12 protein-coding genes are annotated in these 12,800 nt (G+C 48.2%); 4 read left to right on the top strand and 8 right to left on the bottom strand.

Features of this window, described 5'->3' with window-relative positions; translation table 11 throughout:
• Window positions 1–13 precede the first annotated feature (13 nt).
• From AC2UZI_RS07495 to rpsB, 7 genes are all read right to left on the bottom strand, one after another.
• Window positions 14–1,216 (bottom strand): 1-deoxy-D-xylulose-5-phosphate reductoisomerase, encoded by a 1,203-nt coding sequence (locus tag AC2UZI_RS07495; RefSeq protein WP_486943186.1) that lies wholly within the window; start codon window positions 1,214–1,216, stop codon window positions 14–16.
• A gap of 53 nt (window positions 1,217–1,269) precedes the next feature.
• The gene (locus AC2UZI_RS07490) at window positions 1,270–2,157 is read right to left on the bottom strand and encodes a phosphatidate cytidylyltransferase (protein WP_486943185.1); all 888 of its coding nucleotides are present in this window, start codon (window positions 2,155–2,157) and stop codon (window positions 1,270–1,272) included.
• A 10-nt stretch (window positions 2,158–2,167) separates the two neighbouring features.
• On the bottom strand, window positions 2,168–2,926 hold the full coding sequence (uppS, locus tag AC2UZI_RS07485; protein ID WP_486943184.1) for a polyprenyl diphosphate synthase: 759 nt from the start codon (window positions 2,924–2,926) through the stop codon (window positions 2,168–2,170).
• Between the two features lie 23 nt (window positions 2,927–2,949).
• Window positions 2,950–3,510: a ribosome recycling factor gene (frr, locus tag AC2UZI_RS07480; RefSeq protein WP_486943183.1), complete on the bottom strand. Its 561-nt coding sequence runs from the start codon at window positions 3,508–3,510 to the stop codon at window positions 2,950–2,952.
• 14 nt (window positions 3,511–3,524) lie between these two features.
• Window positions 3,525–4,241, bottom strand: a complete 717-nt coding sequence (pyrH, locus tag AC2UZI_RS07475; protein WP_486943182.1) for a UMP kinase — start codon at window positions 4,239–4,241, stop codon at window positions 3,525–3,527.
• Between the two features lie 108 nt (window positions 4,242–4,349).
• Window positions 4,350–5,225: a translation elongation factor Ts gene (tsf, locus tag AC2UZI_RS07470; RefSeq protein ID WP_486943181.1), complete on the bottom strand. Its 876-nt coding sequence runs from the start codon at window positions 5,223–5,225 to the stop codon at window positions 4,350–4,352.
• 126 nt (window positions 5,226–5,351) lie between these two features.
• Window positions 5,352–6,140, bottom strand: coding sequence for a 30S ribosomal protein S2 (gene rpsB, locus AC2UZI_RS07465; RefSeq protein ID WP_486943180.1), 789 nt, complete (start codon window positions 6,138–6,140; stop codon window positions 5,352–5,354).
• Window positions 6,141–6,583: 443 nt separating this feature from the next.
• Here rpsB and map point away from each other — a divergent pair, with 443 nt between their 5' ends.
• The 4 genes from map to AC2UZI_RS07445 are packed head-to-tail and all read left to right on the top strand — an operon-like array spanning window position 6,584 to window position 11,260.
• A complete protein-coding gene (map, locus tag AC2UZI_RS07460; RefSeq protein ID WP_486943179.1) occupies window positions 6,584–7,402 on the top strand; it encodes a type I methionyl aminopeptidase in 819 nt (272 codons plus the stop codon).
• 3 nt (window positions 7,403–7,405) lie between these two features.
• The gene (locus AC2UZI_RS07455) at window positions 7,406–9,964 is read left to right on the top strand and encodes a [protein-PII] uridylyltransferase (RefSeq protein WP_486943178.1); all 2,559 of its coding nucleotides are present in this window, start codon (window positions 7,406–7,408) and stop codon (window positions 9,962–9,964) included.
• 23 nt (window positions 9,965–9,987) lie between these two features.
• Entirely contained in the window at window positions 9,988–10,692 is a 705-nt protein-coding gene (locus tag AC2UZI_RS07450; protein ID WP_486943177.1) for a MarC family protein, read from the top strand.
• Between the two features lie 55 nt (window positions 10,693–10,747).
• Window positions 10,748–11,260 (top strand): disulfide bond formation protein B, encoded by a 513-nt coding sequence (locus AC2UZI_RS07445; protein ID WP_486943176.1) that lies wholly within the window; start codon window positions 10,748–10,750, stop codon window positions 11,258–11,260.
• Between the two features lie 32 nt (window positions 11,261–11,292).
• On the opposite strand, the gene purF is transcribed toward AC2UZI_RS07445, so the two are convergent.
• Complete coding sequence (gene purF, locus AC2UZI_RS07440; protein ID WP_486943175.1) at window positions 11,293–12,783, bottom strand: amidophosphoribosyltransferase; 1,491 nt, start codon at window positions 12,781–12,783, stop codon at window positions 11,293–11,295.
• Between the last annotated feature and the right edge of the window lie 17 nt (window positions 12,784–12,800).

Genomic DNA, 12,800 nt, shown 5'->3' with positions numbered 1-12,800 from the left:
TGCCCTAAGTAAGTCAAGCTGCAGAATGACAAAGTCCCCGAGCAATAAGACGGGATTGATGATCAACACTCAACACTGACTCGAGCGAATCCAGTATTGGTGTATTCATGCCCACTATTTTATCAATGCTATGAGCGATAATTCGTGGAATGTCTAAGTAGGTTATTTTACGCTGTAAAAACTGGTCGACCGCAATTTCATTGGCCGCATTTAATGTGATACAAGCTGCGTGTGAGGTACGCAACGCGTCGTAAGACAGTTTCAGGCATGGGAATCGATCTAGGTTTGGCTCTTCAAAGTCCAGACGGCCTAGAGCGGTTAATCCTAAAAGCCCTACCCCGCTTTCGATACGCTCAGGAAACCCTAAACCGTAAGCGATGGATGTCCGCATATCGGGCTGGCCAAGTTGGGCCAACACGGACCCATCGACGTATTCAACCATCGAATGAATTAAGCTTTGAGGATGGATCACAACATCGATCTGGTCGGCAGGCATGGAAAAAAGCCAGTGAGCCTCAATAACTTCCAAACCTTTATTTAGCATCGTGGCAGAGTCAACAGAGATTTTCCTGCCCATGCTCCAATTAGGATGCGCGCAGGCTTGCTCGGGTGTGACAGAAGGCAATGCGTTAAGGCTGGTAGTGCGAAAAGGCCCCCCCGATGCAGTAAGTAGCAAGCGGCGTATGCTAGCCGGAGCCTCTGTCTGTAACTGTTGACGAGAAGATTCCGGTAGGCACTGAAAAATCGCGTTGTGCTCGCTATCAATGGGGATTAGAGTGGCCTTTCCTTGTTTTACTGCATCCATAAACAGCGAGCCTGCCGTCACCAAGGCTTCTTTGTTTGCCAAAAGAATGCGTTTTGCCGTCTTGGCCGCAGCTAATACAGGAGCTAAGCATGCAGCGCCCACAATGGCCGCCATGACGGTATCAACTTGGTCGTCTGACGCGGTTTCAATTAATCCGAGTTCTCCGATGCGTATTTCGGGTAGTGCTATGGCGTTATCGTAAGCGGCGATAAACTGTTTGGCCGCTTTATCATCAGGAACAACAACAACCTTAGCGTGATGCGTTAAGGCTTGTTCAGCGAGCTCTTTCATCCGACTAAAAGCCGATAGTGCGTAAACCGCCATGGTTTCAGGGTGGCGGGCTATGACATCCAGAGTGCTACAACCGATAGATCCGGTCGAGCCCAATATACATACGCGTTGAAAACTCATTGATACACTTCTTTAAGGAAAACCGAACGGCATCAGCATCGTTAGTATTGCATTCAATTAGGTGCAACACTGAGCATTTCGAGGAAAGGGCCGCCCAATACTAATGCAACGGGAGCTACTGGTATTAGTGCATCAATTCTGTCGAATACTCCGCCGTGACCAGGCAGCAGGTTACTGGAGTCTTTAACTCCAGCGCGTCTTTTGAGAAGAGACTCAAAAAGGTCCCCCATTACCGACAAGGCAGCTAAGCCAGCCCCAATGGCAACAACACCAAACCAAGGCCAACGTTCTGTCAACGCATGAGCATAACTGCCTTGGAGTTGCGCACTAGCAAACACATAAACAATTACGCCTACTATACCGCCAAAAAAACCAGCCCACGTTTTTCCCGGACTAATGCGTGGCGCTAACTTTTTCTTCCCGAACGCGCGTCCAGCAAAGTAAGCAGCGATGTCCGCCACCCAGACAATGGCCATCATGGATAGCAGGTAGAGCGCGCCGCGATACATCAGCATTTCATTTAACGCTGCCCACGCGATAAAAACCGCAAATAAGCCAAAAACACTGAGTGCGACCTTAGAGGCCGGTTTCTCGGTTTGAGCAAATGCCAGCATCAAGCTTACACCTATCGCCCAGTACAGAACGACGAGGGGTAAAAACACTAAGAATACGTGAGCACGAGCCTCTTTCGCCCAGACAGCCATCGTTAAGGTCGGCTGCCAACCGTAGGCTAAACAAAGTATGGCCGCGAACAACAAGGCTGAGAGACTAGGGCCAATAACCGTTGCTGAGCTGGGCCATGTTAAGCGTAGCCACTCCCAAACCGCACAGCAGGCTGCTAAAGCCAATACGACGGTCATGGGCCATATCGAGGGGATGAGCATTGCTACCAGCAGAATAGCAATTAAAACAATAGCTGTGATAATGCGCTGTGCGAGCATAAGAGTCTCGTTAAGATTGAGAGGCTAGTTGGTCGCTAGTACGCCCAAAGCGCCGCTCGCGGTTTGCATACCATTGAAAAGCTGCTTGTAGGTCTTTAGCATTAATGTCTGGCCAATACTTCTCTGTGAAATAGAGCTCAGTGTAGGCCAACTGCCAAATCAAAAAATTAGAAATGCGCTGCTCGCCACCGGTGCGTATAAAAAGATCGGGCTCGGGAGCGTAAGCCATTGATAGATAGGGAGACAGGGATTTCTCGTCCAACAACTGAGGCTGGCCTATCAGATTAGGCTGCTCTTTCAATAGTTGTTGCATCGCTTGCAAGATATCCCAACGGCCACCATAGTTAGCGGCGATGGTTAAATGCAATGTGGAATTGTGTTCTGTGCGTTCTTCGGCGGATTTAATTAGATCACAAAGACGCGGCTCAAAAGCCGTTAAGTCGCCGACCACACGAAGACGTACCCCTTGATCGTTCAGTTTCTCTACCTCTTTTTCAAGGGTTTGAACGAATAAGCGCATAAGCAAAGACACTTCGTCTTTGGGGCGACGCCAGTTTTCAGAGCTAAAGGCAAACAGCGTTAAGTACTCTACGCCTTGACGACCACAGGCCTCGACCACCCGTCGTACCGCCTGTACGCCTTTGGCGTGACCCGCAGTGCGCGGCAACATTCTACGCGTTGCCCAGCGGCCATTACCATCCATGATAATGGCGAGGTGGCGCGGAATACTGCTGCTTTCTGGAATGGCTTGTGTTGAGCTAAGAGACATCGCGCCCACCTGTAAGAACGGTGTCAAACCGTCATGACCTCAGCTTCTTTGGCTGCGATGGTTTTATCCACCTCGGTGACGAACTTGTCAGTTAAACGCTGGATTTCTTCTTGAAAACGACGGTCATCATCTTCAGAGATTTCTTTATCTTTAAGAAGGCGTTTAGCCCCGTCATTTGCATCCCGGCGGAGATTGCGTATTGCCACTTTCGCATCTTCACCCTCGGAACGAACCAAGCGAGTAAGATCGCGGCGACGCTCTTCCGTGAGAGCGGGTAAAGGCACACGTATGGTCTCACCCAATGCGATTGGATTTAAACCGAGGTCTGATTCCCGAATGGCTTTGTCTACGACAGGCGCCATTTGTTTTTCCCAGACTTGTAGGCTAAGTGTACGGGCATCCACAACGCTAACGTTGGCCACCTGCCCAACAGGGACCAGAGAGCCGTAATAATCGACCATAACGTGATCGAGCAAACCAGCATTGGCACGACCCGTGCGAATCTTTGATAAGCTGACTTCTAATGATTCAATAGAACGCTTCATGCGGCCTTCAGCCGATGTACGAATTTCTGACAGACTCATGTTTTTTTCCTGTATCAAACGTGTACTAAAGTACCTTCGTCCTCGCCGCACACCGCTCGTTTCAATGCGCCGAGTTTGTTGATTGAGAATACTTTAATCGGCAACTTCTGATCGCGACAAAGAGCAAACGCCGTAGCATCCATCACTTCTAAGCGACGCACAATGGCCTCGTCAAAGCTGATGCGTGAGTATCGTGTTGCACCGGGGTCTTTGTTAGGGTCTGCGCTATAAATACCGTCAACCTTAGTTGCTTTCAGTACGATTTCAGCCCCTACTTCAGCTCCGCGTAACGCCGAAGCCGTGTCGGTTGTAAAAAACGGATTTCCTGTACCTGCTGCAAAAATGACCACCTTCCCCTCTTCTAAATAACGAAGGGCTTTAGGTCGAATGTATGGTTCTACAACTTGCTCGATATTGAGGGCCGATTGTACTCGTGCATCTAAACCACGGTTTTTTAGAGCATCTTGTAGGGCTAAGGCATTCATGACGGTGGCCATCATACCCATATAATCGGCGGTAGCGCGATCCATACCCTGAGCTCCGGCAGCAATGCCACGGAAAATATTACCACCACCGATTACGATCGCCACTTGAACGCCTAACGCAGCGACCTCTGATATTTCTTCAGTCATGCGCATTATCGTCGCACGATTAATACCAAAAGCGTCTTCACCCATTAGGGCTTCGCCGGACAGTTTAAGCAAAACGCGCTTATAAAGTGGGGTATTCATGGCAGAGGTTCCGAAAAATAGAGGTACTGAAGAAGAATAAGACAGTCATGCGCAGTGGCAGGTGCCATGTTAAGACACCTGCCACGCTAAAACCAGATAAGACTACATTTAGTTGCCGGATTGTGCAGCAGCAACCTCAGCAGCAAAATCTTCAGTACGACGCTCAATACCTTCACCTACGACATAAAGTGCGTAGCCAGAGATTTTTGCGGATTGCTCTTTCAGCATTTGCTCAACGCTAAGTTTGTCGTTCTTAACAAAAGGCTGAGACAGCAACGTTACTTCTTTTAAGAACTTGGCGACGGAACCCTCTACCATTTTCTTAACGATTTCTTCAGGCTTTCCTGATTCAGCTGCTTTTTGTGCAGCAACTGAGCGCTCGGCTTCGATGTCAGCGGGGTTAACGCCACTTGCATCTAACGCTTTAGGACGTGTAGCGGCAATGTGCATTGCCAAGTCTTTACCCACTTCGGCTGAACCCGCAAAGTCAACCAACGATGCGATACGGCCACCGTGCACGTACTGTGCCAACTGATCACTTGTTTCAAAGCGCTGGAAACGACGGATGCTCATGTTTTCACCGATGCGCCCTACTAGCTCTGTGCGTACGCTTTCTACAGTGCCTTCACCGAAGGATTTCTGCCCTAAGTCGGCGACGTCAGTAGGATTGGACTCTGCAACAAGTTTCGCGATTTGATCAACAAAGTTAATGAACTCTTCGTTTTTTGCAACAAAGTCTGTTTCGCAGTTGATTTCAACGATAGCGCCAATTTTGTTATCGTCTGAAATGTAAACCCCTACCAAACCTTCGGCGGTAATACGTGATGCCGCTTTACTGGCTTTGCTTCCTAGTTTTACGCGTAGAAGCTCTTCTGCTTTAGCAAGATCACCGTCTGTTTCAACGAGAGCTTTTTTGCATTCCATCATGGGCGCGTCAGTTTTCTCGCGCAATTCTTTAACCAACGATGCTGTGATTTGGGCCACGATATTCTCCAATTCTGTAAAACGCGCCCCGGCTAAACCGGGGCTGATGCGAAATCTTAAGCGATGGCTGCGTAACGAATATGACAACGACAGCCACCACCTGCTCAAAGCAGGGTTTTAAACGAATTACTCTTCGTTGCTGTTTGCTTCGTCTTGTTGAGCTTCAGCGTTAGCACTGGAGTCAACTTCAACAAACTCTTCTTCGCCTTCGCGAATTTCTTCTACTAAACCGCTAAGCGCTTTGTTACGACCTTCGAGCACGGCGTCAGCCATACCGCGTGCGTACAAAGCAATAGCCTTAGCCGAGTCATCGTTACCAGGGATAACTTTAGCCAAGCCATCTGGCGAGTGATTCGTATCAACCACAGCAACCACTGGAATACCCAAAGTACGGGCTTCAGCGATAGCGATTTTATGATAGCCAACGTCGATCACGAACAGAGCGTCAGGCAATTTGCCCATGTTTTTAATACCGCCAATGGATTTGTTCAGTTTTTCCATTTCGCGTTCAAACAGTAGACCTTCTTTTTTGGTCATGCGCTCGAGAGCACCTTCAGCCAGCTGAACTTCCATGTCTTTAAGACGTTTAATGGAAGTTTTCACTGTTTTGAAGTTGGTCATCATACCGCCCAACCAGCGGCTATCTACGTAAGGCATACCGCAACGCTCGGCTTCAGCAGCCACGAGTTCACGAGCAGCGCGCTTTGTACCAACAAAGAGTACATTGCCACCACGGCCAGCAATTTGGCTGATGAACTTTTGAGCATCCAAGTAATTAACTACTGTTTTTTCAAGGTTAATAATATGGATACGATTACGTTGACCAAAGATGTACTGTCCCATCTTTGGGTTCCAAAAACGGGTTTGGTGGCCAAAGTGGACACCGGCTTCCAACATTTCACGCATTAACGACATGGTTTTCTCCAAGGGTTTTTTCTTGCACCCACTCTGTATCCGGTAAGGACCTTACACCTTGTGTATGTTCCCAGACACCCCGAGACGAACAGGCGCGCGATTTACTACAAAAATAAAGATATGAGGCGGTCAACACGACGTAGGCTATAGACGATGAGTCAAAGCGGGCAAATGCTAACTGCCTTACAATTTTGATACCGTAGTATCTAAAGACAAGCGCAAGGTTTACACTAAAAGCACCCTGAGCTTATCGATATAAGCTTGCATTAAACAACGTTATTTGCGTTTTCTGGTAGCGACGAAACCACCGCACAACACAAATAAGCCATTTAACGCGCTTTCCTTTCTTCGCTCAAAACGGTGGGCTTTTTGACAAAGCCTACAGCTAGAATTTTGGAAAGCCTATAATTCTACTATTCTTTAACCCATCTATTCAAGTCACTATGAGCACAATCGTTACAGACCCCACAGATTTAGACAAAATGCGCGCTGCATGTCAGGCCGCCGCAGCAACGCTAGACTTCCTTGGGGAGCACGTTAAAGCTGGGGTTACTACAGCAGAGCTTGACAAGCTATGCATGGACTTCATCACCAACACCCTAAATGTAAAATCAGCGACAGTGGGTTATGCGCCACCGGGATACCCTCCTTTCCCTGGCTCAATCTGCACGTCAGTGAATCATGTCATTTGTCACGGTATGCCGAGCGACAAGGTACTGAAGAATGGTGACATATTAAACATTGATGTCACGGTTATTAAAGACGGTTGGTTCGGCGACACGAGCCGTATGTATTACATAGGAGAGCCATCTATTTTGGCTCGTAGACTCGTAGAAACCACCTATGAATGCATGTGGCTGGGTATTGAGCAAGTGAAGCCTGGCGCTCGCTTAGGAGACGTTGCACACGTCATCCAGAAACATGCAGAGGGTAAAAACTATTCTGTGGTACGAGAGTATTGCGGCCATGGCATTGGACAACAGTTCCACCAAGACCCGCAGGTTTTACATTACGGTAAAGCGGGCACTGGGGTGCTTTTAGAACCCGGCATGATTTTCACTATAGAACCTATGATCAATGCGGGTCGCCGCGACATTCGGACATTGCCCGATCAGTGGACAGTTGTAACGCGAGATCGTAGCCTTTCTGCTCAGTGGGAACATTCTATATTGGTCACAGATACTGGCTATGAAGTGCTCACGGTTTCGCCTAATATGCCCGAGCCGCCCTCTTTCGTAAAAGGTTATAGCCAAAAAGGCTAGGCAATGCGCTCAATCGAAACGCACAAAAACAATTATCTTAAGCATCGTCAGCGCACAATCGCGCGGTATGAGCAAACGCGACGCCCTGACCTGCTATTGCGACGCTTAAGTCATGGCGTAGATCGTTGTTTGCGTGCGTTATTATCCAGTTACCCCTTGCCTAACATAGCCGCTTTATGCGCTGTAGGGGGTTACGGACGACAAGAGCTGTACCCTGAGTCTGATATTGATATCCTGATTCTTCTTAATGCCGTCCCTGATGCTAGCGATACCAAACACATTGAAAATTTTATCGCTGCGATGTGGGACGTAGGCCTTAAGCCAGCGCATGCTGTACGAACGCTGGAACAGTGCCTTGAAGAGGCTGCTGCCGATATTGCAACTCAAACGTCATTGCTAGAGCTACGGTGCATTGCCGGGCGTAAGGATACCGCGCTAGCCCTGTCCAAACGGGTCGAGAAAACGTTGGATCCACAAGCTTTTTTCCTAGCAAAAAGAGCCGAAATGCGACAACGTCATCAGCAGTATCACGATACGCCTTATGCATTAGAGCCCAATTGCAAAGAGTCTCCTGGTGGGTTGCGTGATCTGCAGCTTTTACAGTGGCTTGCTCAGGCGGCAGGCGTAGGACGCACGTGGAGTGAAATTGCAGCGAGCGGACTGCTTACCGAGTCTGAATTACGGGCTTTAAAGCGCGTCAGCTTAGCGTTTATGCGGGTGCGCACCGAGTTACATTTACTTTGCGGTCGTGCAGAAGATAGGCTGCTATTTGACTTGCAGCCAAAGCTAGCAAGCATTTACGGTTTTGAAACGACCTCAGAGAGGCTGGCTAGCGAGTTGTTGATGCAGCGGTATTACTGGGCCGCACGAGTTGTCTCCCAACTTAACACCATATTAATGCAGGGCTTGGAAGAGCGTTTATTTTCTAGCACGCCACATTCCTATGTTTCTGTCGACGACGATTTCAACATCGTAAATAATCGGCTGGATCTACTCACTACAGACGCTATTCAAAAAAAGCCCAAGCTGATCTTTACCGCATTCTTGCACTTGCAGCGATACCCCCAGCTACAGGGCATGAGCGCAAGAACCTTACGTGCAATTTGGCACGGGCGTCGTTTAATTGACGACGATTTCCGGCAGTGCCCAGAAAACCGAGCTGCTTTTATTCAGGTTTTTCAAGCCCCTAGAGGGGTCATGCAAGCACTACGCCTCATGACAATGCTGAATATACTGCCGCGATACCTACCCGTGTTTAGACGCATTGTGGGACAAATGCAGCACGATTTATTCCATACCTATACCGTGGATCAGCACACGTTAAAGGTCATCCAAAACCTAACGCGTTTTACCACCCCAGAGTCTGCCCATGATCACCCGTTAGCAGCGCAGTTAGCGACAGACTTCACTAAATATTGGCTACTGTATATTGCTGCCCTCTTCCACGATATTGCAAAAGGTCGCGGAGGCAATCATTCAGAGCTGGGGGCAGTCGAAGCTGAAAAATTCTGCCAAGCTCACGGAATTGATGTGGACGACACCGCGTTAATTGTTAGTTTAGTCAGCGAGCACTTAAGTATGTCTTTGGTTGCTCAAAAGCGTGACATTAGCAACCCCGCCGTGGTGACGGAGTTCGCGAGCAATATAAAAAACACCCGCAATTTAACTGCCTTATACCTTCTCACCGTTGCGGACATCTGCGGAACCAGTCCTACTATCTGGAACTCATGGAAAGCCAAATTACTGAACGACTTGTATTTACTCAGTCGTCGCGCTTTGGGCGAAGATAATTTTGAAACCAGCACGGTGCTTGCTCAGCGTAAAAGTGTGGCGATGACCACGCTCTTACGAAAAGGTGTGCCAGAAAGCGATATCGTTAATTTTTGGTCCGTGCTTGGATTGGATTATTTTTTACGCCATGACAGCGACGATATTATTTGGCATACCCAATCCTTATACGGGGCACTATTAAACCCCACTGCAGTGGCTTACTCTCGCCCCTTAGGACGAGGAGAAACACGTCAAGTCTTGGTATACACCTTAGATCGGCCCGAATTATTTATGGAGATTTGCGCCTTTTTTGATCAATACTCGTTGAGTATCCAAGATGCACGAATCTACACCACAACTCACGGTTGGGCGCTGGATAATTTTGTTGTGCTGGCACCTGAGGCTGTGTGCGGTAGAGCCAATTTCGACGCAGGCTTAAAGCTGGAGCTTGAACAACATTTGTCATGCTCAGGCTCCAGCGCATTACCTGAGGCAAAGCAGTATGTGGCGGGTAATTCCATTCGAGCCCGCACCTTCCCCGTCACGCCTACCTTTACGGTAACCCCTTACCAAGACGGCCATATTTGGCGCTTGAGTATTGTTACTGCTGATCAAAAAGGCCTTTTGTTTAATTTGGCGCGCGTTTTTGTTAAACATCAGATCGATTTGAAATCCGCGAAGATTATGACCTTAGGTGAGCGCGTCGAAGATAGTTTTTTACTGCACAGCGAGAGCTTGCAAGATGTGTCGGTGATGCGTGAATTCAAACGCGACATTGCTGACGTTATTTAATACTTAAGCCTTTTAATTTTTTCATGCAAAGCTCAGGTTTATTGTTCGATTTCGGTCGAAGCTTTTTATTTGCAATCGCTACCTTATTGCCCATGCTAAACCCGCCGGCGGCGGCTCCGATTTTTTTGACTCTGACGGAAGGAGCTACCATTTCGGCGAGAACCCGATTGGCTCAACAGGTTTCCATCAATATATTTATTATGCTCGCGGTGGCCACCGTAGCGGGTAACGTCGTCTTGGATTTCTTCGGAATATCGCTGCCTATTATTCGAGTAGGCGGTGGGCTGCTGGTAATTGCAACGGCTTGGCGCTTAGTCAGTGCCACTGACTTTGATGCCTCCCATGCACAGGGCATGGCCGAAGGCTATTCATGGGAGCAAGTGCGCTCTAAGGCGTTCTACCCACTTACCTTTCCAATGCTTTGCGGCCCAGGATCCCTTTCAGCGGCGTTAACAGTGGGCGTAACGTTGCATGATAGCTCGCCTGCTATTAGCGCAACCAAGTTAGCTGGAGCGCTACCTGGAATTGCTGTAGCGTCATTTGTTGTGTATCTGTGCTTACGATTTGCATCGCAATTTCTCTACAAACTGGGCACAAATGGCACCGCAGTGGTAATGCGTCTTTCCGCTTTCATACTGCTCTGTTTAGGTGTTCAAATTGTTTGGACTGGACTTCAGGAACTCATTTTGGAATTATTGCTCCAAGCTGATCAAGCCAGCGCGACGTGAGATCACTTCGTATAAGCCGCGACTTAGCCACGCTTCTACTTTAATAAGACTATTTATGTTTGCTAATCCACGCTTTCTTTATATTTCCGTCTTTATGCTGTGTACAGCAGCTCTTATCGTTGCCCTGATATCTCAACATGCTTTTGGCATGCGTCCTTGTGCATGGTGCGTGTTTCAACGGCTGATGCTTGTGGTGGTAGGGCTGAGTAGTTTAGTGGCTGCCTTCTTTAGCTCGCCTAAGCGAAGCCCTTTGTTATCACGCATTTTCTCTATTATTGCGGCCATCACTGCTATCGGTGGCATTGTGGCGGCATGGTATCAGTACACGGTAGCCTCTAATAGCTTTTCATGTGACTTAAGCTTTGCTGATACCGTCATGACTCAATCGGGACTCGAGTCAGGCATGCCCTTTCTATTTGGTATTTATGCGACGTGTATGGATGCCCGTGTCGACCTCTTTGGAATTGAATATGCACTATGGGGCATGGTAACGTTTGTGCTGACCATCGCATTAATAGTTTGGGCAAACATCAAGCAGACCAAACAAAAGGCGCTACGAAACTCATAGCGCCTGATGACAGCGTAGACATTAGCTGACCATTAGTCGTCTAACGCATTTTGCTTTTGTAGCGAAGCTGCTTCCTGCTCATTTAACAGCATCTCCAAATAAGCATCATCAATATCACCGGTAATATACTCACCATTGAAACACGACGATTCGAACTTGGAGATTTTGGGATTAAGTTCACGTAACGAGCTTTCCAGATCAGAAAGCTCTTGGTAAACAAGTCCGTCCACTCCGATTTCTTTAGCAATGGCGTCGTTCTCTCGTCCCGAGGCAATAAGTTCGCGGTGAGTCGGCATATTAATGCCATAAACGTTAGGAAAACGCACGGGCGGAGCCGCCGACGCAAAAAAGACTTTATTCGCCCCTGCCGAACGGGCCATCTCTACAATCTCACGGCTAGTGGTACCGCGCACGATTGAATCATCAACCAACAGAACATTTTTCCCTTTAAACTCCATGGGGATGGCGCTTAACTTCTGTCTTACCGATTTCTTACGCACCGCTTGACCGGGCATAATAAAAGTGCGGCCTATATAGCGGTTCTTGATAAAGCCTTCACGGTAGTTAAGATTCAAGCTTGAGGCTAATTGCATCGCCGAAGGGCGTGATGAGTCAGGTATGGGCATTACCACATCGATATCTGCCAACCTTAATGTTTTTGCTACCTTATCACCCAAATACTTACCCATATTCAAACGGGCATCGTAAATGGAGATGCCATCTACGGTCGAGTCTGGGCGCGCAAAATAGACATACTCAAAAACGCAGGGGACTAAGCACGGGCGCTCTGCGCATTGGCGTGAACTTAAATTTCCATTGGCATCGATAAAAACAGCCTCTCCAGGCTCGATATCGCGGACTAAGTCAAACTCACACCCTGTCAGCGCAACAGATTCAGATGCGACCATCCACTCAACACCTAACTCTGTATGGCGCTTTCCTAAGCATAAGGGGCGGATACCATTAGGGTCTCTAAAGGCAACCATACCGAAGTTAGCAATTTGCGCGATGACAGCGTAAGCCCCCTTTGCTCGGGTATGCACTGATTTTACCGCAGCAAAAACCCTATCATCTGTTAAGTCAGCCTGCCCAGCGGCTAACTGCAACTCGTGAGCAAAGACATTTAATAACACCTCGGAATCAGAGTTTGTATTAATGTGACGGCGATCTACGCTGAAAAGCTCTTGTCGTAGACCTCGCCAATTGGTGAGATTGCCGTTATGAACAAAGCTAATCCCAAAGGGGGCATTGACATAAAATGGCTGAGCTTCTTCGATATTATCCGCTTCGTTTACGGTGGGATAACGCACATGGCCTAATCCGCTATTACCCTTTAAGTCACGCATGTTCCGCGTTCTAAACACATCCCGAACTAAACCTTGTCCGCGATGCGTATGAAAAAAACTGTCGTTAAAGGTACTAATACCTGCAGCATCCTGACCGCGGTGTTGCAATAGCAGCAAACTATCATAAATCAATTGATTAACAGGACCACGGCCAGCGACCCCGACGATTCCACACATAATGTTTTCCCGTACTT

The sequence above is a fragment of the Paenalcaligenes sp. DL 463 genome, from assembly GCF_057475185.1.
The sequence above is the reverse complement of the archived record's forward strand: the minus strand, read 5'-3'. Positions and strand labels throughout refer to the sequence as shown.